The following is a 22,915-nucleotide window of genomic DNA, read 5'->3' on the forward strand; positions in this document are numbered from 1 at the left end:
GGTCTTATTTTTTCTAATAAGAGAAATGATCACATTTGTTATCGAATCATTAAACTCAAAACGAAAAAAAACGTGAGATTTGCAATTGTATTGGTATGTCGGGGGTTAGTAATCGTTTTCATTACAATATCTTAAGTTGTAATTGATTTTGACCTTACAATACAACCTTAATATTGGAGGTAGAACGGCTAAGTTGTCCGTCCTTAAGCGGCCAAACTAACACGATTCCAATAAAATGGTAGAAAAGGGGATTTGCAAATGATCAAAAAACGAAACCGAAAAACGTTGCGTCTAATAGGATATTTTTCGTCCGTCATGGTGTTGCTTTTCAACTTGTCCGCTGCATCTTTCATGCCTGTTGCTGAAGCAGCTTCCGACCAGATTTTAACAATGGACAAACTCCAGTACCTCAAAGGGGAAGCTATCACGCTGTCGTACACAGGTGCTGGTGCAAGCGGGACGGATTGGGTCGGCATCTACAAAATCGGGGATGTTCCTCCAGATGCCGGTGTATCGTTGAGTTGGGGTTATTTAAAGGCTGGAGACGGAAAGGCTAGTCTCAGCAATGGGCTGGCCCCAGGTAAGTATGATGCGCTTTTCATGCTCAATGACGGGTATGAGATCGTGGATCGCAAGACATTCGAAGTCGTTGACCGGGTCCCTGTTAGCGGGGTAACGCTTGATCAACAGAACGTCATCATGACTGAAGGCGAAACCAGAACCTTAACGGCTGCGGTTACGCCAGCTAATGCGAACGATATCCAAGTTTCGTGGGTAAGCAGCGATCCTGCTGTCGTATCTATAACCTCAACAGGCGGCAGCGCTTCGCTAATCGGTCATACTCCCGGGAAGGCGACTGTGACGGTAACAACTGCTGATGGTGGTTTTACAGCTTCCGCCAATGTGACAGTAGAGCCCAGTCTGACATTACCAAGCATAATCGAAAGCGCTCAGGCCAAGCACGATGCAGCAGTGGAGGGCAATGAGGACGGCCTGTATGAGGCTGGCTCCAAAGCGCAATTGCAGTCGGCTATCGATGCAGCTAATGAGACAGCAAAGGATTTGAATGCTACTGAAGAGCAGGTGGATAGTGCGAAAGCGGCATTGAAAGCGGCTATTCAAGAGTTTGACAAGCAGAGAATCACAGCAGATGTAAATGGAGATGGAAAACGCTCTGTTGGAGACTTGGCTATTGTTGCAGGTGCATACGACAAACAACAAGGTCAAGAGAACTGGAATGAAAACGCGGATGTGAATCATGATGGTAAGGTTGATATTGTAGACCTTGAAATCGTAGCGAAAGCGATTCTACAATAAAAATTACTTTGCAAATGTTTGGGTAAGAAGTCTATGAGAGGGAGATCTATTGTCTTCCTCTCATAGACGCAGATTTCACCATCATCGTGTTTATGCTGGCGTAATTCGAATCTACAGCTGCATGACAGCCGATGGTGTATTCGGACTCGGTGGTAGCTCTGACTTAAAATAATGGAGGTTTTTCTGTAATGAAGAAAATTTTATCCGTTACGCTCGTACTAACGATGTTTTTCACTATGTTATCGACCAGCGCATACGCAGAAACAGATACTGCCGGCGCCAATGCTAACCCTCTTCTTGCATCGCTTAAATTCGATAATAATTTGAAGGACGATGCAACCCAAGAAGATTTGATAGCAAATGGGAATCATAGTTATGTAGACGGTGTATTACCAGGAACCAAAGCTCTGCACTTAGAAAGCGGGAACAGCAATTATGTCAGTACGCCGCAAAGCTTAAATTTTGGTGAAGAGAGTTTTACCGTGTCCTTCTGGTATAAGGGCGATACGAACAATAATCAGGTCATCTTATCAAACAAGGATTTTGGGAACGGCTCTAACGCAGGCTGGGCGATTTATACATCTGACAATTCGATCAAAATGAATTTTGGCTTCCCGAATGCAAAAGAAAAGAACATTTCCTTTGGGCGCAATACGTTTGATGCTTCCGATTGGCGTCATGTGACCTTTGTGGTAGATAGAGATAAAATGCTCGCGTCTTTGTATATTGATGGTTACGAAATGGCTGAAACTACGCTGAAGCTCGGATCGTTAGATACATCGAATCCATTACATATCGGTTCCGATGGATTGGGCAATCTCGGCGGTAACGCATTCGATATCGCTGAGCTGATGATTTGGAAAGGTACAATTAGCAACGATGCGGTTAAAGCGAATTATAGTAATTATAATGTCAATAACGTAGATTTGACTGTACTTAACGACACCATTTCAGAAGCAAATGCAATCCTAGCAGGCGGTCTCGGCAGCGGCTACAGCGAAACTGATTTTGATTATTTGGAAAAGGTTTTTAATACCGCAAATACGGTTGCAACAACGCAAAAAGAAAAATTATTTACCCAAGAGACAATCAATTATTACGAACGTGAACTAACCAATGCCATCTTCATCTATCAAAAAAGTAATAAAACGGCAACTCCCGCCGACTTAAATATGATTGTGAACAGCGATACGGAAATCAGTGCTAATCCTGCTGCAATCGCGCGCGTGGAAGATGATTTCAGAAAAAGCCTGAAAATATTTTCGCAAGCCGACGTAATGTTGATTCCAGGCGACGTTACCGGCGGTAACAATGCCATCGAATATCTGTGGATGAATGAGCTAACAAACGTATACAAAAAACTTGAAGGTGAAGGCTTATTTAAAGATATCTCACTTTATTTGGTAAGAGGCAATCATGATATGGGCGGCGCCGAAAAATTAATTCCTATCGGTTCGGCGGGCGCGTGGAACGAATCTACGCAATCGTACGATAACAATTTCTTTAACGATGCTTATCGGGTCAAGGTAAATGGATATAATCTCGTCGTTTTTGACGGAAATTATAACAATGACAACACGTCTGGAAAAGCTAAAAATTTCCTTGATCAAATTACAAAAGAAGCTGATTACGATCCAACAAAACCGATATTTGTATCTTCTCACTTCCCTATAAGTGGAACCAATTGGGGTTCGGAATGGAGCACCGCGGGAAGTAATAATGTAGGTAAATATATTGCTGACAATAATCTGTCGCAGGTGGTCTATGTGTCAGGTCATACGCATTACGATCCGACCGACGAACGTTCTCTCTATCAAGGCGCGGCTTCGTATTTTGATGCTGGTTCGACGAATTATTCTAGTTATATTGATGGCGGTCCGTATGGCGGATATATTGAAGGTGCGTATATCGAATACAATACCGCACCTCGCATCTCGAATTTCATAGAGGTTTATGGTACAAAAGTTATCATCAAACATTATAATTTAAGCACAGAACAATTTGTAGGCATACCTTCTGTAGTCTACGTTGGGGAAGGCAAAGATGCCTTTACGTATAGCAAGAGTGATACAAGAGAACTCATCGCTCCGCAGTTTGATGAGGGTATTACGATCAATTCCTTCAAAAACAACGAACTTACTTTTACAATGAAGCAAGCCAATGATAATGTGCGTGTGTTGGAATACAATGTTCAGCTTATCAACAAGCTTACCGGGGAAGTTGACAAATCGTTCAACAGTCTTTCGCTTCCGCTAGACAAGCCATTCGATGAACACAGGGAATACAAGATTTCAGGTTTGTCGCCAATTACTCCATATACACTCCGAGTATTCGCTGCTGATTCCATGTATAACCGTTCGTCGCAGGACATTGACATTACACCTCAAGGCGTTAATTTGGAGAGCATCACTGCACCTGCAGACAAAACAGGGGTGGCAATCGGAGCGGCGAAGACAGCAGACGCCCTTGAATTGCCAAAGACAGTATCCTTGGTTACCGATGGTGGTAGTGGCGATGCCAAAGTGACATGGGATGTAGATGCTTCAAACTATGATCCCGCTGTAACGACTGTACAGACCTTCACTGTAAATGGAGCTGTAACTTTGCCAACAGGGGTGGCAAATCCAAATAACGTGCCTCTGACAACAAGCATTAAAGTGACTGTTAATAAGATCCCTCAGTCACAAATGACGGCAACGGCGACAAGTGAGGAAACGGTTGGTGAAGATAATTCAGCATTCAATGCGATTGACGGAAATCCACAAACCTTTTGGCATACAAAGTGGGATAAATCTGATGTACTTCCTCAATCGATCACATTAAACCTCGGAGGAACCTACAACATTAACCAGTTAGCGTATTTGCCGAGGCAGTCAGCTCTTAATGGGATTATAACGACTTATAATATCTATGTAAGTACGGATGGAGTGACCTTTACCAAGGTTGCAAGTGGAGATTGGGCGAAGGACAATGCTGAGAAAGTAGCGACTTTTGATCCGACAGACGCATCCTATATCAAGCTCGAAGCGACGGCGGCTGTTAATGGCTGGGCATCGGCTGCAGAGATCAACGTATTTCTGGAATCGGCACCTTCGGAAAAGCCACAAACAGTTATAACTGGACCGGAAAAGGTGGCCCCTGGCGAAAAGTTCGATCTGAAGATGGGACTGACCGGCGTTACGCAAAGCGTTCACCAATCGGTGTATGCTCAAGATTTAACGCTTCACTATGATCCGGTGATTTTGCAGCTCGATTCGATCGCATCACTGAAAGACGGCTTCCAAGTCATCGGTCAAAAGGAGACGGCGCCGGGACAAATTCGAATTATCGCTTCCAGCGTTGGCGCGAACGTGCCTGCCCAAGGTGATTTGCTTGCATTCAAGTTTACGGCTAAAACTGTAACTACCGATAAGACGACAATTTCTCTAGATAATGTTGTGCTTGCAAATGAACAGGGTAACGAGCTGCAGGTAGGTGGTGCCTCCCATAATGTAAAAGTGTCAGATGGGAACGGTAACGTCGATCAAATTCCTGCTGTACCAACAGGTTTGAAAGCAACAGCAGTAAGTAAGTCACAAATCTACGTAACCTGGAACAATGCAACAGACGCAACTGGCTATGACCTGATGGTGGATGGAGTTATTCAAACGGATCTTTCAAGTCCGTTCGCACACACAGGTCTTGCAGCAAACACTAGCCATACGTATAAGGTAAGGGCTAAAAACTCGGCAGGAGCTAGTGAATGGAGTACACAGGTAATTGCAAGCACTCAGAGTGATACGCCGACGCCTGAACCAACACCTGAACCAACGCCGACACCTGAACCTACAGATAATGTATTTAACAGCAATATTATAAATGAAGAAAACTTAATTGATGCGATCGAGTCCAAGGTAGAGGAAGCTAATAAATCTAATGTTGAGATTGAACTGGCTGACATCAAAGGACACTGGGCCGAAAATACCATTGGTACGTTCGTGAAATTGCAATTTATCGATGGTTTTGAGGATGGAACGTTCCGTCCAAACGGTAAAATCACACGCGCTGAGTTTGCAGCGATCATCGATCACGTATTCGATGTCAATGGCAGCGTTAATGATGCCATTGAACTGAAGGACATTAACAGTCATTGGGCTAAAAACGCGATTAAGAAACTTGCAGACGCAGGAGTTATTTCTGGATACGGAGACGGAACCTTCAAGCCGGACAAAACGATCAGCCGTGAAGAAATGGTCATCATACTGTCCCGTATTGTCGACTTGAATAAAGTTGAAAAAGATGTTTCTAAAGGTAACTTCAAGGATATGTCAAGCGCAAGCTCTTTTGCGGTGAATCAAATTAAAGATGCGGCACAAGCTGGCATCATCAACGGCAAGTCAATTGGAGTATTTGATCCGAAAGGAACCTCATCACGGGCTGAGGCTCTGACGATCATTCTGAATGCATTGAACCTTAACCCTCAAATTAAAACACTCTTGAACAGCTTGAACTAATCCTCTTTTGCTGGGGAAGTTAGATTTAACCAAAAAAAGAGATGGTGTTCTTTTCGACACCATCTCTTTTTTGACATATTAGAATTGATAAGTTTTGGGGTGGGAGAGCAATTCCACCTCATTTTAGTTTTTGGGTAAACGTCAAAAAGTCCCAACCTGTGCATGCGATGAGTAATAAGGAAAATAATACCATTTGTTATCGAATTATTAAACTCAAAATGAAAAAAAACGTGAGATTTGCAATCATGTTGGAATGTCGGGGGTTAGTAAACGTTCTCATTACAAAATCTTAAGTTGTAATTGATTTTGACCTTACAATACAACCTTAATATTAGAGGTAGAACGGCTAGGCTGACCGTCCTTAAGCGGCCAGACTGACACGATTCCATTAAAGAGAAAGAACAGGTGATCATCCAATGAAACGGCGAATGCTATTCGCGAGTCTTATTCTTGTCCTGCTGCTCTCAGCATGCTCGAATGACTCCGGTACTAAGAACGGCAGCAGCAACAAAGGAAAAGGCGATTCCAAGGAGACGATTACAATCGCTTGGCAGCCAAACGAATCAAGTGGGGACTTGCAGGAAACGCGCGACGCGATCAGCAAGATGATCGAGGAAGCGACGGGTAAGAAAGTGGAGCACTTCACCACGACGGATTATATTATTTCGATCGAAGCGCTGACCAACGGCAGCGCGGATATTGCCTACATGGGCGCGACCTCGTACGTCGAAGCCAAGAAGAAGAACGACAATCTGGCTCCGCTAGTCGTGAACTCCGGTGAATCGGGTACGCTCGACGATGCAAGCTACTATGGCTGGTTTGCGGTAAGACAGGAAGACGAGGCGCAGTATAAGGAACAGGATGCGTATTCGATTGCCAATATCGCCGGCAAACGGTTCTCGTTTGTTTCCAACAGCTCGACCTCGGGCTTCAAAGTGCCTTCGAATGCCATTGTCTCGCATTTCTCCAAGCAGGACGCCTATAAAGACTTGACGGTCGAAGACCTGATGGAAGGCGGAAGCGGCCAGTTCTTCAGCGATGTCGTATATGGCGGCTCTCATCAAGGCTCCGCAGTCAATCTGCTGACGAAGAAAGCAGATATCGCGGCTTTCTGTGATACATGCGTCGGCAACTATGTCGAGCTGGCCGAGGGCGAAGCGAATCGTCCAGGCGCATTGTACAAGGTGAAAGAGAACGCGGAGCAGCCTTTCGATAAGCTGCCTGGCGAGCAATTCCGTCTGATCTCTGTCACGCCTGTACTGAATGGTCCGTTCGTGGCCAACCGCGACACAATTTCGGATGAAGATTTCAAGGCGATTGTAGATATCATGACATCGGAAGCAACGGCGAACAATGAAAGTGTGTTCCTGCCGGAGGATTCCGAGAAATCCGGACTGTTCTGGAAGTCGGGGGATGCGAAGTTCCTTCCGGTCGACGATGCCTGGTATAACCCGATCCGGGAGTTGTCTAACTGATGAGAGAGCATATCCAAGAGGGAGAAGCGTTGCTTCGGGTTGAGGGCAGAGCATATCCCGTAAGAGCAATTTTATTCGATAAAGACGGAACGCTTCTGGACTTCATTGGCTTGTGGGGCAGCTGGAGCAAACTGTTGATTCGTAACATTGTGATACTGCTTCAGGAGCAATACAAGATTAACGCGTCGCCGGAATCCCTGACGATGCTGCTCGGTATCAACTGCGACGAAAGCGGCAACGTGGTGGACTACGATCGGGCGGGACTGCTGTCCACCGGCACGAACGTCCAGGTGAAGGCGCTGTTGACCGAACATATCAGCGACTTGGGGGTTCCTGCCGAAGAAGCGGACCGCTGCATGGAGGAATGCATCCGCCGGACGAACTGGGAGATCGATATGCTCCGGCCGGTACAAGCCCGCTATAGACTAGTCGACTTTCTCGATCAATGCATGTCCAGAAAGCTACCGATGGCGGTTGTCACTGCCGACGACACAGAGGATGCCATTAAGCATCTGGAGTGGTTGGGTATCCGGCATTATTTTCGGGAAGTGATCGGCAGCGATGCCGTTCTTCGCGGCAAGCCTCATCCAGACATGGTGGAACTGGCCTGCGAAAGGTTGGGAATATCGCCTGTGGATGCCGCCATTCTGGGCGACACTGAGCACGATATGCGCATGGGCAGAGCGGCTGGAGCCGCCGTGACCATTGCGGTTCTACCAGAGGAAAGCACGGAAGCGGACATGATTCGGGAGCGCGAGGTCTACTTGAACGCAGATGCATTTATTACTTCTTATGAACAATGCAGTATTGAAAACTATTTCATCGTAGAAAACGCAGACTCACGTTAAGGTTGCAGGGCCCTGTTCGAGTTTCGATACAGGGTCTGATTTTCAGCTTTTAACTAGCAAAGGAGCATCTTATGTCGACATTACTTGTTTTGGATAACATATCCAAACGTTACAATAAAGACGCCATGGCCTTGGAGGATATCAGCTTCTCAATTAAGAATGGCGAATTCGTAACCATTATCGGTCCTTCCGGAGCGGGCAAATCGACCTTGCTCCGGTGCATCAACCGCATGGTCGAGCCAAGCGGCGGACGGATTCTGTTCGATGGCAAGGATACCTCTCGCTTGAGCCGGGGAGCGCTGCGGCAGTTCCGGACCAAGATCGGTATGATCTTCCAGCATTACAATCTGGTTGACCGGTTAAGCGTCGCAGAGAATGTTCTGCATGGCCGACTGGGCTACAAGAGCGCCGTTGCGGGCGCGTTCGGCATTTACAACGAGAAGGAGAAGCGGCAGTGCCAAGAGATCCTGCAGACGCTCGGCTTGTCGGAGCAGATGTTTAAACGCTGCGACCAGTTGAGTGGAGGACAAAAACAACGAGTCGGTATCGCCAGAGCGCTCATCCAGGAGCCGCGGCTGATGCTTTGCGACGAGCCGATCGCCTCCCTGGATCCGAGCTCCTCGAAGGTCATTATGGACCATTTGCGAAACATCAACAAGACAATGGGCATCACGGTTCTCGTCAATTTGCATCAGGTCGATGTCGCATTGAAATATTCGGATACGATTATCGGGGTCAACAAGGGAAAAATCGTGTTCAACGGAACGCCGGAGGAACTGACGCCGGATCGTATTCATCATATTTACGGGTCTGACAAGGGGGAGCTGATTATGGATGAAGCACCCTCATTCAAGCAGGAGGCGCGGTTGACGTATGAAATTGGATAAGTTCTTTTTACGTAAGCGGAGACGGACGTTTTTCATTTTGCTAGGCGTTCTTATGATCGCCTGGGCGGCGTCCGCCATAACTCAGTTTAATCTTATGAAGGGCGTGCTCTCTTTCCCAGATGCGATGAAGTGGGCAGCATCCAATTTCTATCCCGATGCCAAGGCGATGTCTAAGCTTCCGCAAATCATGTCGAAGCTGTGGGATACGCTTGTCATGTCCATCGCAGCGGCAGCCGTCGGGGCTGTCGGCGCTGTCGTGTTTGCTGTACTGGGGTCGGATACAACCAAGGTAAACGGATTTTTCAGTACGTCTGCCCGCTTTATCGCGACCTTGTTTCGGAATGTCGACGTTTCCGCCTGGGCGATGGTGCTGCTTTTTTCGTTCGGACAGAGCGGGCTGACCGGTTTTCTGGCACTCTTGTTTGCGAGCTTTGGATTTTTGACGCGGGCGTTTATGGAGACGATCGATGAGGTCAGCGGCAGCTCCGTAGAGGCATTGAAGGCTTCGGGGGCCGGATATTTATCGATCGTATGCAGAGCGGTTCTGCCATCCGGCACGCCTCAGATGATCAGCTGGCTGCTGTATATGGTAGAGACGAACATTCGAAGCGCTACGCTGGTGGGTATCTTGACCGGTACGGGGATCGGGTTCTCGTTCGATCTTTACTATAAAAGCTTGAACTATGCATCTGCCAGTCTGGTCGTACTCGTCATTGTGATGGCTGTGCTTGTCATCGAATTGATATCCAATGCCATTCGTAGAGTCATCGTGTAGGGGGGATTAATATGTTACCGAACAACTCGGAAATAGACGCTTCACGCATCGTCGCTCCCGTTTCATTGGAGCCGCTGCGCAGAAGGCCATTCAATAGAGCGAATTTCACAGTCAAAGTCACGTTGCTTGTCATCGCCGTCATTACGCTGTACGCCCTGTTCAATTTGGAGAGTAAGTACATCCCGTTTGGCGAGGGCTTGCTTCTGATGCTCGACAATTTCCGGCTTATGTTTACGGAGCCACATTTCAAGCATTTCACCTTCGGGAAGGCCGTCTATTCTGCGTTCATTACGTTGGGGCTTGCCGTGCTGACGACGATTATTGGCGCCATTATTGCTTTCGGCCTCAGCTTGCTTGCGGCACGCAATTTAAGCGGCAATAAAGTGTCAGGCTTCGTAAGGGCCGCAGTCGCGGTCATTCGAGCAGTACCAACCATATTGTGGGTCCTCATTTTTGCCGTTTCCTCCGGACTGGGGAGTGTAGCGGCAGTCGTCGGGATGACCTGGCATACGATAAGCTACTTGACGAAAGCTTATTCCGAGGCATTCGAGGAAATCGATAGCGGTACGCTCGAGGCATTGAAAGCGAGCGGCGCCAGCCGGATACAAATCGTATTTCAAGCCGTGTTTCCATCCTCCCTATCTTATTTGATATCGTGGACGTTTCTGCGGCTGGAAATGAATTTTTCCAATGCGCTGGCTATGGGGGCTGCAGCGGGAGCCGGAGGACTCGGCTACGATTTATATATGGCCGGCAGTCTATATTACGATATCAAGGAGATCGGGGCTCTGACGTATTTCATTCTTTTCTTTGCTATTGTGCTGGAGATTGGCTCGACCCGGTTGAAGCACAGACTGAGGCAGGGCGCATTAAGTACCGGGAAACACGGCTAAGGATAAGAAGGGGCGGGCAGGCATGTCTTTTATTGGAGAAGAACGCAAGAAGATCATTCTTGATACTTTGGAGCTCGAAGGTTTGGTGCGCACGTCAAATTTATCAGACAAGCTGAAGGTTTCGGGAGAGATGATCCGCCGGTATCTGGAAGAACTAGAGAGGGAGAAACGACTGAAGCGGATCTACGGCGGTGCGGTCAAAGTCAACGTCAACCGGGAGGAGCTTCCACATCTCAACCGAGAAGTCGTGCGTGTTGAGGAGAAGCGGAAAATCGGTCTCGCGGCGTCCGCCTTGATCGAAGACAATGATGTCGTCTTCATCGATGACGGTTCCACACCAATGCAGGTGATTTACTACCTACAGGATAAGCAGAACATTACGGTTGTCGTCTATTCATTTGATTTGCTGAGCTTGATTATGGATCTATACGGCAAGGGATTGTTTAGCGGCCACATCTATTTGCTTGGGGGCCGGGTGCTGCCCCGGTATTCCAGGGTTGCCGGCGGACTGGCGGAGACGATGGCCGAAAATTTCCATGTCGACAAGGCGCTTATATCGGTGGACGGATTTACGATTGATAAGGGCATCACGGGCTTTGATCTGGAGCGAGGCTATCTGCTGCGCAAAGTGGTGAGTACGGCGAAGATGACCGTTATCATGACGGACCATACGAAGTTTGGCAACAGCTGTCCCTATAAAATATTGGATCTGAAAGATATCGACGTCATCGTCACCGATGTCCCCCAACCGTCGCAGTGGATGCCCCATTTGGAGCAAAGAAGCATCACCTGGATCAATGTCATGACGGAAAAGCTGGGGAAAGGCGAGTTGTTTATGTAAATCGGCCTTGTCAACCAACATCCCCAGCGGGGATAATCATGAAGAAGCCGTATGTGATGATCCGCACGTACGTTCTATGAGAGGCCCATGCAACTGTGCATGGGCCTACTCGATTCCCAATCCGGCGGTATTCCGAAGATAATAACAACGAACTAATCTTACTGACTGAACAATCCGCGTATTTCTGATTGTTATATTAAAACAGCCAAGAAACCCAATAGGATAAAATAACTAGTGTGAAGATGACAGTGATTGGAATGACAAGCGACGTTACTTTGATATATTGTCCCCAGCTTATTTTCACGCCGCCTTTTCTTAATATATTCATCCACATTATTGTAGCCAGAGTACCAATTGGTAAAAAGAGCGAGCCTACATCACTACCTATTACACTTGCCAAATAGGAGATTTTTAACGTTAACGGATCGAGTCCCATATTCATTAATGTGAGCGTTCCGACCATTAAAGCAGGATGATTGTTGAATAAATTCGATAGGACGCTCAAGAGGGTACCCATTAGAACACTTGCATTGAGTAAGCTTCCAGAGACAATAGGCTGAAGCAGCTGAATAAGCAAATCCGTCAATCCAATATTATTCAGACCGTAAATAATGACGTACATACTGAAAGCGAAAATGAATATATACCAAGGGGTTTTCTTCAGCATATCGGCAGGAGAGATTTTTAAATAGATCCAACGCCACGCGAGTAATAGAGTGGATCCGATTACAGCCATTAACGAAACGGGAAAATGTATATAAGAGGCTACAAATAGGAGTACTCGAATGGTTAAAACAAATAGGAATATATTTCGCATGAAGCTAGTCCGATTCTCTCTGGAAATGGTATCTTTGAGCGGATGAGTCCCTAGCATCAGATTCCATGCTGCAGCTGGCGGCAATTTTTTCGGGAGAACGCGATAGAAGGTTGCAAACAGTAGGAAGGATAGTAGTAGTAGTCCAAGTGAGGCAGGAACGAACATCATAGCGGTATGCATATAGAGATCCATGTGAACGATTTTTATAGCAATTAAATTTACGATATTACTAACTCCAATAGGAGCGCTGGAAGCTGTTGCAATTAGAGCTCCCGAGATGAGATAAGGTATTTTTTGATGGTTTTTGAGACCCATGTTTTGAAGAAGAAGTAATAGAATAGGTGTTGTGATTAATATACTGCCATCATTGTTCACGAAGAGTGTCATGAGAAAACAAAAGAGAATCGTAATCCAGAAAAGGCGAATGCCTGACCCTTTTGCCTGTTTCAATAAAAGCTCAGCCGCCCAGTAGAAAAAACCAAAGCTTTCCAGAACAATGGCCATTACAATGGTGGCTATAATCGTTACTGCGGCACCGCTAATCGTCTCTGTTATTTTTCCCAGGTCAGCGAATGATACACTTCCACTGAGTATAACGAATAGGGCTCCAATGGTTGCAGGGATTGCTTCATTAACATGGGGACGCCAGAAGATGAAACCAACTGTAAAGAAGAAAGCGCAGATTGTGACAATGACCATTAAATCATTCATAATAAAACCTCTTTTCAAATTGAAAGTTTTTTCTTGTTATCAACTCTCCTTACTTAAAAGAAATGGTTTCAGTCTAGCATCAAGTCGAAGTCTACTTTGTCTACTAATTCCCCCTCCTTTTTTTGTAGTAAAAATATCTTTGTAATGTATATATACGTAGTAGACATATCGTTCGTACTGGTCAATATCCCTAACTCTATTAAAATCTGCTAGTGTCAGTTGTTGATATTTATCTCGTAAAGATAGTTGTATAGGATAGCATTTGGCCTATGCGTTTACGGTGAATTTGTAATATAGTCTTGTTATAACTACAAGATATGATAGTATAAGAGAATAAAAGCTAAACATTAAATGGCAAATCTGTCGAAAGACAGGGACGCAAAGCTGTAGGGCCTTCTTAAATAGATGGCAGACAGTTACCGAATGGATAGGCTTTTTTTGTTGGAAATAAAACTTTATACGATAATGGCAAACCTATCGAAAGGTAGGGACGCAAAGCTATAGGGCCTTCTTAAATAAGATGGCAGCCTGGCCACCGAAGGGAGTTTTATGAATGAAGAAGTTTATGCTGTTTATAGCTGCTATTGTCATTTTATGTCCTTTATTTAATGGAGCGGCGGTCCATGCTGAAGAGGTTAATTCGTGGTTAAACGAAGCTGATGTAAGCAAGGGAATCATTAGTGTGAAATACGATGTAAAGGCTAACGTTAAGACGAAGCTGTTGATCGTTAAAGGTCAGGAGAAGTATTCCTATAATTTAACTGCCGGCAAGAAAATGGAGTCATTTCCTCTTCAATTAGGCAACGGCGATTATACGGTTAGCGTATTGGAAAATATAAGCGGAAATAAGTATAAGGTTATTTACAAGGACAACGTTAAGCTTAATTTGAAGGACAGCACAGCTGTATACTTGAATTCGATTCAGAATATAAATTGGAATGATAAAAGCAAAGCTATTCAAAAGTCGAAAGAGCTGACGAAAAATTTAAAGACAGATACTGATAAAGTAAAAGAAATTTATAAGTATGTGATAAATAACATTAAATATGATAGCAAGTTGGCAGCAAGCGGCGTATCTTCGGACTATCTTCCTCAAATCGATCGTACATTACTATCGAAAAAAGATATATGTTATGGATATTCCGCATTGTTTGCAGCGATGCTTCGGAGTGAAGGGATTCCAGCTAAGCTGGTTATGGGCACGTCAGATTATGTGAGTACCTATCACGCTTGGAATGAAGTCTATTTAAATAATAAATGGGTAATTATAGACACAACGGTTGATGCAGGCTGGAATGGCACAACTACAGCTTTTACGATGATAAAGGATGCCTCTAAGTACACTGCTTCCAAACAATACTAACGTGTATTTGGTTTAAAGAGCCTCGAACATTATGTTCGTGGCCTTCTTTATTTAGAGATCATACAATTCTTATCACAAGGAATACAGAATTATTAAATTCCATGATTAAGGAGTATATAGGATGAAAGTGATTCTTGTAGATGATGAACAACTTGCTGTGGATTACTTGAAGCGTCAGCTTATGAAGCACGATCAGATTGAGGTTATTGGTGCCTACATAGATCCGATTGCAGCGAGGAGAGACATTCTAGCTGAGGATGTGGATTTGGTTTTTCTTGATATTAACTTGCCGGAAATAAACGGAATTCAGCTAGCGGAACAGATTCTAGAGAAGAAGCCGGATTTAAATATTGTATTTGTAACGGCATATAGTGAATATGCGGTTAAGGCTTTTGAACTTAACGCTTTGGATTATTTAGTAAAGCCGGTTAGATCGGATAGACTGGTCAAAACGATTGCTCGAATTAGGGATGAAATAGAATCTTCTCAAGTAGAGATAGAAGATCTAGCTCCCTCTGTGATGAAAATAAATATTTTTAAGCAAGTATCTGTTGAAATATCAAATACGCAGCAATCTGTCATTCATTGGCGAACGACTAAAGCGCAGGAGTTATTTCTATACTTACTTCAACATCGCGGTCAATTCGTTCGTAAATCGGTATTAATTGATACGTTATGGCAGGAGTATGAATCGGATAAAGTCTATTCGCAATTGTATACGGCAATCTATCACGTCCGGAAAACATTGGCACAATTTGCTGATCACTTTCAAATCATGAACGCGATGGAAGGTTATATTTTAAGTATAAATGATGTTGTGATAGACGTGGAAGAATGGGAGAATCGATTAGCAGCTGAAGAGGCTCTATCATTTGAAACGATAGATAATTACATAGAATTAATGAAGTTATATACAGGAGACTATTTACAGGAATATGATTATTGGTGGGTGGAAAGCGAGAGAGAGCGTCTTAAGAAGCTCTGGCTTAATATTTCGTATGAGATTGCGAGCTGGTACGAGAAACATGACCAGCTAGATAAATCCATCGTTTGGTATGATGAAATTTGCACAAAGCACGTCCAAGAAGAGAAAGCCCATTTTTCTCTTATGAAAATATATGCAGCTATGGATCAACATTTACTCGTTAATCGACAATATACTACGTTGACTACGGCTTTGTTATCCGAATTTAATGAGCAGCCAAGTGAGTATATAACAGAATGGTATAAACAGCGGGAGGCTTAATCGTTATGATTGAGCCTTTTTCGTTGAGAATTTGTTTTAAAATATGTATGCATTTGATATTGTTTAACGATCAGAGGAATTGTGAGAAGATTGTCGAAACAATAGACATGATTTCAAAAAGATAAAATTCGCGAACTACTCAATAATTGATCGAGGTGAATAATGATGTTTAAGATGCTTATCGTAGACGACGAACCTTTCGAGCGGGACGGCGTGAAATTTCTGATAGAAAAGTATGGGTTGGAGCTGGAGACATTTGAAGCGGATAGCGGAGAGAGCGCGCTTGAGTTTATGCAGCAGCACCCCGTTGACATCTTATTCTCAGATATCCGAATGAAGGGAATGGACGGACTTCAGCTTGCCGCCAAAGTTCGAGAACTGAATATTCCGGTTAAGGTGATCTTCATGAGCGCCTACGGGGAGTTTGAATACGCTCAGAAAGCGATAGACGTAAATGCGATTCGGTATATTTTGAAACCGGTTCAAGTTAATGAATTTTTGAAGGTTGTTTCACAGGTCATCCACATGTGCGAACAGGAACGTCATGAGGAGAAGCGGCAGGAGCAGCTCGAGAAGGCTTATGGACAAGGTATTCGCTACGAGAAGCAGAAGCTCGTTTCGCAATTAATTCATGGGGAAATCGGCGACATTCAGCACGAGTCATCGGAATCACATGCTCCAATACCGATGTTTGCCGGTTCCCAGCTGATTCGTATGGTTATTTTGGATTCACGCAGCCGTATATTCGATTTGTCTGATCTCGATTTCGAAAGTATGATCAGCGAATGGGTGCAAAGGCCGCATGAAGCCTTCAATTTGAATGAATATCAGAGTTTGCTCTTCATGGAAGCATTGGAAGGGGAAACGACTGCTCACTTAGAAGATCTCGGAAACAATATTTTGCAGCAATTCAGAAATGCTTACGACACAGATCTTTTTGTAGCGTTTAGCGGTCCGATCGAGAATCTTGGCAGCCTTAGGGTTGCGTATAACGAAATTGAATCGGTTTTGGAGAGCAAGTTTTTCTATGATAAAGGTGCGGTATTGTTTGCGGAAAGTTTTTGGATGGACCGCCAATCGTCCGAGAACGTGGAAGAGAAAATAACAGAAATTGCAAAAGACGTAGAGCGCAAGGATTTCTCATCCGCCCGAAGGCGCTTTGAAAAATTGTATGAGTCACTGCAGGCTGGTAAGCAGATTTCTTCGATTTTTTTGAAGTACAACTGCATGGAAATTTTGAAAATGACGTTTGACTACGCGCCGAAGAAAAATACGGAGCAATTCAAAAAAACGTTAGAAAATATTTATAAATCGAATAAGCTGAGTGAACTATGCATGCTGATGATTACGGTGCTGGAAAGCTGTGAATCTTCGGATGGCCAGACAGTCGATTCGAACCGCAAAGTAATCGAATCGATTGTCCGAACGATCCATAACGAGTACAATCGGGGTTTATCTGTCGATGAGTTGGCGGAAAGCGTTTACTTATCACCCAACTATTTGAGCCATTTATTCAAAAAGCAGGTAGGCGTCAGTATCATCAAATACATTACGAATACACGCATGAAGAAAGCGAAGCAGCTGCTTGCGGAAACAAACAAAAAAATAGCCGACATCGGTGAAGAGACGGGATACGTCAACGTGGCGTATTTCTGTTCTTTATTTAAAACTCATATCGGAAAGACACCGACTCAATTTCGGGAAGAACTCGATCTATGATCACTGTCATCGCTCGTCATTGGAAGCGTCTTCGCTTGAAGCCGAAGCTGTTTTTATCTTATTTGTCGGTCATTATTATTCCAATTATGGTGCTCGGAATCTATTCATATTGGCAGTCCAAGCAGTTGTTGAACACGCAAGCCGAGCAAGCGTTGAACCGGAATGTCGATACGATGGCCGAGTATTTTAATTTCAAGGCGGAGTTGTATAATAATACGGCAAATTCGATACTATACCACAACAAGATCCAACAAATCGTTAGTGCTTCCTATCTGGACTACGTGAACCTGTACAATGACTTGAATAGATATATCTACCCGAATTTTAACCAGATCCGGATTACAAACAGATATATTAACCAATTGACCATTTACACAGAAAATGACATGCCCGAGTCCGGGTACGCTATTTTGTCTGCCAAGCGATTGCCCGAGCTATCTTGGTACAAGGAGCTTGGAACAAGCGTGGATAAGCAGGTATGGATCCGGTCTATGTCCGAGCTATTTTTCATAAGCCCCTTTCCGCGTCTGCTCGTGAAAGGTCAGAATAATATACTGGTCATGCAGATCAATGAAAAAGGATTATTCGATCGGGTCGACGAACTAATGCCGGGTAATGGGGTAATCGTGACAAACTCGCGAGGCGGAGTTCTCTATTCAAATTCCGAAAAATATGCGCGAAAATTTGACTTGGGCAATCTGGATGATAGGGATATCATCAGGGCGGCGGAGAGCGGAACTGTGCATATTAACAATCAGAAATTGCTAGTTCTAAATAAAAGCATACCGCAATCGGGATGGTTGATCTATACCTATGTTCCTGTAAAAAACGTGTCATTGAACGCTGGCAAGATTTTGACCGCTACTTCGATTGTTGCGGGGGTATGCGTGCTCATTCTCCTTGTACTCATTTCAGTGTTGACTAACAATATGATGAAGAGAATTCATATCTTTGTGTCTTGGATGAAACGTGTTGAAGCCGGAGAGATGGATTTGCAGGTAAAAACGGAAGTAAAGGATGAAATCGGAGAGCTGATGATCCGGTTTGGGAATATGCTCAAAAGACTTAATGAGGTGATTCAGGAGTCGTATGCGAGCAAAGTCATACAGAAAGACGCGGAGCTTCGCGCTTTACAAGCACAAATTAACCCTCACTTTTTGTACAATACGTTGTCATTCGTCAATTGGAAGGCGCTGCGTAGCGAAGAGCATGACATCAGTCACATCGTAGTCTCATTGTCGAAATTTTACCGTACTGCCCTTAACAAAGGCGGACAAATTATTACCGTCCGGGATGAGCTTGAGAACATCATGTCCTACTTGGAAATTATGCTGATCATGAAAAATTACAATTTTGAAGTCGTGTACGATATTGATGAGCGGGTCTATTCGTATCGGATGATCAATCTCGTCCTGCAGCCACTCGTGGAAAATGCAATCCAACATGGCATTGACAAGAAAGATGACGGCCGTGGTCAATTGCTGCTGACGGCTCACATTGTGCAGGATACGGTCGTATTTACAGTGGAAGATAACGGGCAAGGTATCTCCGAGGAATTGATTGGAGATTTGCTGACGGTTCAGTCATCCGGCTATGGCTTGAAAAATGTGAACGAACGGCTTAAATTGAAGTTTGGCGATGAATATGGGATCACGATCAGCAGTACAATTGGCGAAGGTACCGTCATGAGAGTAACAATCCCTCAGTTGAGGGAAGCATAATAATCGGTTGACTCTGTCCTCTTTCTAGGGTGCAGAGTCTTTTTATGTAATAGCGGAGAAATCTGATATGGATCGGAGATTTGTGATATATACGACAATTGGGCCCGCTGATATGCTTATATTAAGCAAATGTAATCGCTATCATGGCTGCTTTTAGAAAGGAGGAACTCATAATGAGCGAGGTCACTGCTGCGAGGAAAGTGAAAATCGCAGATAAGAAATGGAGCAATTGGAGAAAGTATCGTGTCCTACTCCTAATGCTGGTTCCAGGCATGATTTATTTCTTGGTATTCAATTACGCTCCGATGTATGGTGTAGTTCTGGCATTTAAAGACTACAAATTTTTGGAAGGAATTATGGGGAGTCCTTGGGTGGGCTTAAAGCATTTCGAAAAGCTGTTTGCCGATCCCTATTTTTACAAGGTGCTTAAAAACACGATCATCATTAGTTTTTACAAACTGCTGTTTGGTTTTCCGGTTCCGATTATTTTCGCTTTATTATTAAACGAAATAAATAACGCCAAGTTTAAAAAATTCGTACAAACGATATCGTACTTGCCGCACTTCATATCATGGGTCATTCTTGGCGGTATTTTCTTCTCCATCTTTTCTTGGGAAGGCCCGCTTAATACGGTCATCACGATGTTTGGAGGCGACCCGATCCTTTATTTAGCGGATGATCGGTATTTCCGTACGGTGCTCGTTATCACTCATATTTTCCAAAGCTTCGGCTGGGGCTCCATTATCTATTTCGCGGCGTTGTCTGGCATCGATACGCAAATGTATGAAGCAGCAGTTCTGGATGGAGCAGGTCGATTTAAGAGGATGTGGTACATTTCGATCCCAATGATCGCTCCAGTAATAGCCATTATGCTGATCCTTTCTATGTCAGGTATATTGGATGCAGGCTTCGACCAGATTTTCAATATGTATAACGTCAAAGTTTACAGTGTGGCAGATATTATTGACACTTATGTGTATCGAAAAGGTTTGGTGGATATGGCTTACAGCTATGCTACTGCAGTGGGTTTGTTCAAATCAGTTGTAGCACTCATTCTTATCTTCACTGTCAACCAAATCATGAAAATGATGGGCCAGAAGGACAGTGCGATATGGTAAACGCATGGTCATTTGGAGGTGTTCCGTTATGCTTACAGTAAAGAAGACACAGGGCGAAAAAATCTTTGATGTTTTCCTCTATGTATTTATGTTTCTGCTTCTGCTGCTTACATTATATCCATTCTGGACGCAGGTGATTATTTCCATGGATGGAGGAGGGTCGAAGAGCACGGCATACACGTCAGGACTCGTATTATTTCCTTCACAATTTACATTGGACAGCTACAAATTAGCGTTTCAATATGATGCGTTATGGTACGGGTATAAAAATACGATTATACGAACCGTCCTCGGAGTCGTCTTGTCGGTTGTATTCACTACCTTAACGGCCTTTCCGCTCTCGAAGAGGGACTTGCCATTAAACCGAATTTCCACCGGGCTTATCCTATTCACGATGCTGTTCGGAGGCGGACTTATCCCTTCCTATCTTTTGATAAAAGAGCTTGGCATGTACAACACAGTATGGGCACTCGTTGTGCCGGGAATGATCACTGCTTTTAACGTTCTCATCGTCCGCAACTTCTTCCGTTCACTGCCTGAAGAGATTGAGGAATCAGCTCGAGTAGACGGCGCAGGGTATTTGAGAATATTTTTGCAAATCGTTCTTCCGCTTTCCAAGCCTGTATTGGCGACAATCGCCTTATGGGTTGCGGTCGGTCATTGGAATGCATGGTTTGATAGCCTGATCTACATCTCAGATCCAAAAAGTCAGGTACTTCAGGTCATATTGCGCAAAATTATTATTGAGAACAACACGTCTGGCTTGATGTTGGCTATGCAAAATCTAACCCAGCATTCGGAATTTTCCGGCAGGCAGCTACAAGCCACAATGATTATGTTCTCCATTATCCCGATGTTAGCTATCTATCCTTTCGTTCAGAAGTATTTCGTAAAAGGCGTTATGGTTGGCGCTATCAAAGGGTAATGCCGTCCCGTACGGCTCTAGCTCATGATAGAATATACGAATTAATAGGGGAAGGGTTGATTTAAGATGAAAAAAGAGTTGAAGAGGATCGTTTTCGGAGGTGCGAGCTTTGCTCTTCTTGCTGGTCTTTTGGCAGGATGTGGCGGCAACGATACAAATAATGGAGGTTCAGGTTCAACTCCGCAGGTTGGAAATGAATCGGGGTCCACATCGACTGAGGGGAAAACGGACCACCTGACTTTCTGGGCGCATTTTCCAGAGCAGAACAAGGTGGATTCTCCAGGGATTACTGCAATTGCAAAGAAATTTAACGCCGAAATTGAGCTCGTTCCGACTAGTCACGAGACATACAAAGAAGATGTGAACTTGAAAATTGCCTCGGGCAACATTCCGGATTGGATAAAGGAGCCAGCGGCTACAGATTACTTGACGTTTGTTGATCAAGGGGTCGTTGCGGAAATTCCACAGGACTTGATTGAGAAGCATATGCCGAAATACGTGGAATGGATCAAAAGGTTTATTGACAAAGATGACCCTTTCAAATATGTTCGTGTAGATGGAAAAATTTATGGTTTACCGACGATTTGGGATATCGGTATCGATGGACAACAGCTCGGATTCCGTGAAGATTGGCTGAAGAAGGTCGGTATTAACAAAATTCCGGAAACGCTCGAAGAAGAGGAAGCAGCTTTGACGAAGTTCCGCAACGACGATCCTGACGGCAATGGCAAGAAGGATACTTATGGCTTGACTGCTCATTCGGAAGGAGTGGAATCACTGTTCAGCTCCGTATTCGGAGCCTATGATGCTTACCCTGGTATCTTTCGTGAGAAAGACGGCAAAATTGTTCGCGGAGAAATCGAATCTGGTGCCAAGGAAGCGCTGACTACGCTCAACCGCTGGTACAAAAACGAATTGATCGATCCTGAGTTCGTTGTCAACAAGGGCAATAATTTTGAAGATAAAATGATAACGGGTAAAGCCGGTGCAGCAGATTACTACTGGTGGGTTTATTATCCGGGCGCTTCATTCCTCGGAGGCGAAAGTTGGTATGATAAAATTCGCAAAGACATCCCGGACTTCAAGTTTTTGACGACAGGCGGTATTAAAGGACCGGATGGTAAATACGGTATTTCGCAATCTTCGCCTGCTTCCGCGACGGGGGTTATGTTCGGTAAGCAGCTTGCAGACGATCAACAAAAAATGATTAAGTATATGCAAATTTTCGAAGCGTCGCAATTCGATCCGGAAACCTACGAGCTTCTCAACTTCGGTGTTAAAGACACGCATTGGAAATTGAACGATCATGGCATCGTAGAGCGCATAGCTCCTTATGACAATGAAGAAGAACGAAAAAAAATCGGAGTCCAAGGCGGGTACTCGATGTCTGGATCATTTAACGACTATGATTTCCAAACATCTTATACCGCTGACGTTAGTCTGCAGCCAATTGCGAAAGAAGCAAGAGCGAAGGGCGTAAAAGTATTCGACATTCTAACTGCTTATCAGAAGCCTGTCTATGATGAATATAAAGAGCAGCTTTCTCAGTTCACCTTGCAGTCTTATATCGATTTCATCACAGGCAAGAAGCCAATCAGCGACTTCGACAAATTCGTTGAAGACTGGAAGAAAAATGGTGGAGACAAAGTATTGGAAGAAGCGCAGCAAGTTTACGACAAAAATAAATAAGAAGTAGTTCATGAACCATGTGCGGACATCGGAGTTTTCGGTGTCCGTTATGTACATTATAGCTAAGAATTAGAGGG

16 protein-coding genes and 2 riboswitches are annotated in these 22,915 nt (G+C 44.4%); of the genes, 15 read left to right on the plus strand and 1 reads right to left on the minus strand.

The window, feature by feature from the left end; genetic code table 11:
- The first annotated feature begins 258 nt into the window (after nt 1–258).
- The 8 genes from AC0YN7_RS12070 (at nt 259) to AC0YN7_RS12105 (ending at nt 11,529) form a co-directional block, all read left to right on the plus strand.
- Nucleotides 259–1,317 (plus strand): Ig-like domain-containing protein, encoded by a 1,059-nt coding sequence (locus AC0YN7_RS12070; RefSeq protein ID WP_475810247.1) that lies wholly within the window; start codon nt 259–261, stop codon nt 1,315–1,317.
- 188 nt (nt 1,318–1,505) lie between these two features.
- Complete coding sequence (locus tag AC0YN7_RS12075; RefSeq protein WP_475810248.1) at nt 1,506–5,810, plus strand: S-layer homology domain-containing protein; 4,305 nt, start codon at nt 1,506–1,508, stop codon at nt 5,808–5,810.
- A 416-nt stretch (nt 5,811–6,226) separates the two neighbouring features.
- Entirely contained in the window at nt 6,227–7,285 is a 1,059-nt protein-coding gene (locus AC0YN7_RS12080; RefSeq protein WP_475810249.1) for a phosphate/phosphite/phosphonate ABC transporter substrate-binding protein, read from the plus strand.
- Nucleotides 7,285–8,133, plus strand: a complete 849-nt coding sequence (locus tag AC0YN7_RS12085; RefSeq protein WP_475810250.1) for an HAD family hydrolase — start codon at nt 7,285–7,287, stop codon at nt 8,131–8,133. Before AC0YN7_RS12080 ends, AC0YN7_RS12085 begins: the two co-directional genes overlap by 1 nt.
- A gap of 71 nt (nt 8,134–8,204) precedes the next feature.
- Nucleotides 8,205–9,020: a phosphonate ABC transporter ATP-binding protein gene (phnC, locus tag AC0YN7_RS12090; protein ID WP_475810251.1), complete on the plus strand. Its 816-nt coding sequence runs from the start codon at nt 8,205–8,207 to the stop codon at nt 9,018–9,020.
- On the plus strand, nt 9,007–9,795 hold the full coding sequence (locus AC0YN7_RS12095; protein ID WP_475810252.1) for an ABC transporter permease subunit: 789 nt from the start codon (nt 9,007–9,009) through the stop codon (nt 9,793–9,795). The genes phnC and AC0YN7_RS12095 overlap by 14 nt, the downstream gene beginning before the upstream one ends.
- Before the next feature lie 11 nt (nt 9,796–9,806).
- A complete protein-coding gene (locus AC0YN7_RS12100; protein ID WP_475810253.1) occupies nt 9,807–10,688 on the plus strand; it encodes a PhnE/PtxC family ABC transporter permease in 882 nt (293 codons plus the stop codon).
- Between the two features lie 22 nt (nt 10,689–10,710).
- Complete coding sequence (locus tag AC0YN7_RS12105; protein WP_475810254.1) at nt 10,711–11,529, plus strand: DeoR/GlpR family DNA-binding transcription regulator; 819 nt, start codon at nt 10,711–10,713, stop codon at nt 11,527–11,529.
- A 196-nt stretch (nt 11,530–11,725) separates the two neighbouring features.
- Here AC0YN7_RS12105 and AC0YN7_RS12110 read toward each other — a convergent pair whose 3' ends face one another.
- Nucleotides 11,726–13,057 (minus strand): ArsB/NhaD family transporter, encoded by a 1,332-nt coding sequence (locus tag AC0YN7_RS12110; RefSeq protein ID WP_475810255.1) that lies wholly within the window; start codon nt 13,055–13,057, stop codon nt 11,726–11,728.
- A 343-nt stretch (nt 13,058–13,400) separates the two neighbouring features.
- Nucleotides 13,401–13,481: riboswitch (cyclic di-GMP riboswitch) on the plus strand.
- Nucleotides 13,482–13,514: 33 nt separating this feature from the next.
- Nucleotides 13,515–13,597: riboswitch (cyclic di-GMP riboswitch) on the plus strand.
- 13 nt (nt 13,598–13,610) lie between these two features.
- On the opposite strand from AC0YN7_RS12110, the gene AC0YN7_RS12115 reads away from it, so the two are divergent.
- The 7 genes from AC0YN7_RS12115 (at nt 13,611) to AC0YN7_RS12145 (ending at nt 22,838) form a co-directional block, all read left to right on the plus strand.
- A complete protein-coding gene (locus AC0YN7_RS12115; RefSeq protein ID WP_475810256.1) occupies nt 13,611–14,420 on the plus strand; it encodes a transglutaminase-like domain-containing protein in 810 nt (269 codons plus the stop codon).
- A 121-nt stretch (nt 14,421–14,541) separates the two neighbouring features.
- A complete protein-coding gene (locus AC0YN7_RS12120) occupies nt 14,542–15,666 on the plus strand; it encodes a response regulator (RefSeq protein WP_475810257.1) in 1,125 nt (374 codons plus the stop codon).
- 162 nt (nt 15,667–15,828) lie between these two features.
- Complete coding sequence (locus tag AC0YN7_RS12125) at nt 15,829–17,385, plus strand: response regulator (protein WP_475810258.1); 1,557 nt, start codon at nt 15,829–15,831, stop codon at nt 17,383–17,385.
- Nucleotides 17,382–19,106, plus strand: a complete 1,725-nt coding sequence (locus AC0YN7_RS12130; protein ID WP_475810259.1) for a sensor histidine kinase — start codon at nt 17,382–17,384, stop codon at nt 19,104–19,106. The genes AC0YN7_RS12125 and AC0YN7_RS12130 overlap by 4 nt, the downstream gene beginning before the upstream one ends.
- A 173-nt stretch (nt 19,107–19,279) precedes the next feature.
- Nucleotides 19,280–20,224 (plus strand): ABC transporter permease, encoded by a 945-nt coding sequence (locus AC0YN7_RS12135; RefSeq protein WP_475810260.1) that lies wholly within the window; start codon nt 19,280–19,282, stop codon nt 20,222–20,224.
- Nucleotides 20,225–20,252: 28 nt separating this feature from the next.
- Entirely contained in the window at nt 20,253–21,149 is an 897-nt protein-coding gene (locus AC0YN7_RS12140) for a carbohydrate ABC transporter permease (protein ID WP_475810261.1), read from the plus strand.
- Between the two features lie 66 nt (nt 21,150–21,215).
- Complete coding sequence (locus tag AC0YN7_RS12145; protein WP_475810262.1) at nt 21,216–22,838, plus strand: extracellular solute-binding protein; 1,623 nt, start codon at nt 21,216–21,218, stop codon at nt 22,836–22,838.
- Nucleotides 22,839–22,915 lie beyond the last annotated feature (77 nt).

It is taken from the genome of Paenibacillus sp. J31R122 (genome assembly GCF_056269185.1).

Bases quoted from the DNA above. Each gene is read 5' to 3' on its own strand.
- AC0YN7_RS12070 (WP_475810247.1), top strand. From the start codon at position 259: ATGATCAAAAAACGAAACCGAAAAACGTTGCGTCTAATAGGATATTTT.
- AC0YN7_RS12075 (WP_475810248.1), top strand. From the start codon at position 1,506: ATGAAGAAAATTTTATCCGTTACGCTCGTACTAACGATGTTTTTCACT.
- AC0YN7_RS12080 (WP_475810249.1), top strand. From the start codon at position 6,227: ATGAAACGGCGAATGCTATTCGCGAGTCTTATTCTTGTCCTGCTGCTC.
- AC0YN7_RS12085 (WP_475810250.1), top strand. From the start codon at position 7,285: ATGAGAGAGCATATCCAAGAGGGAGAAGCGTTGCTTCGGGTTGAGGGC.
- phnC (WP_475810251.1), top strand. From the start codon at position 8,205: ATGTCGACATTACTTGTTTTGGATAACATATCCAAACGTTACAATAAA.
- AC0YN7_RS12095 (WP_475810252.1), top strand. From the start codon at position 9,007: ATGAAATTGGATAAGTTCTTTTTACGTAAGCGGAGACGGACGTTTTTC.
- AC0YN7_RS12100 (WP_475810253.1), top strand. From the start codon at position 9,807: ATGTTACCGAACAACTCGGAAATAGACGCTTCACGCATCGTCGCTCCC.
- AC0YN7_RS12105 (WP_475810254.1), top strand. From the start codon at position 10,711: ATGTCTTTTATTGGAGAAGAACGCAAGAAGATCATTCTTGATACTTTG.
- AC0YN7_RS12110 (WP_475810255.1), bottom strand. From the start codon at position 13,057: ATGAATGATTTAATGGTCATTGTCACAATCTGCGCTTTCTTCTTTACA.
- AC0YN7_RS12115 (WP_475810256.1), top strand. From the start codon at position 13,611: ATGAAGAAGTTTATGCTGTTTATAGCTGCTATTGTCATTTTATGTCCT.
- AC0YN7_RS12120 (WP_475810257.1), top strand. From the start codon at position 14,542: ATGAAAGTGATTCTTGTAGATGATGAACAACTTGCTGTGGATTACTTG.
- AC0YN7_RS12125 (WP_475810258.1), top strand. From the start codon at position 15,829: ATGATGTTTAAGATGCTTATCGTAGACGACGAACCTTTCGAGCGGGAC.
- AC0YN7_RS12130 (WP_475810259.1), top strand. From the start codon at position 17,382: ATGATCACTGTCATCGCTCGTCATTGGAAGCGTCTTCGCTTGAAGCCG.
- AC0YN7_RS12135 (WP_475810260.1), top strand. From the start codon at position 19,280: ATGAGCGAGGTCACTGCTGCGAGGAAAGTGAAAATCGCAGATAAGAAA.
- AC0YN7_RS12140 (WP_475810261.1), top strand. From the start codon at position 20,253: ATGCTTACAGTAAAGAAGACACAGGGCGAAAAAATCTTTGATGTTTTC.
- AC0YN7_RS12145 (WP_475810262.1), top strand. From the start codon at position 21,216: ATGAAAAAAGAGTTGAAGAGGATCGTTTTCGGAGGTGCGAGCTTTGCT.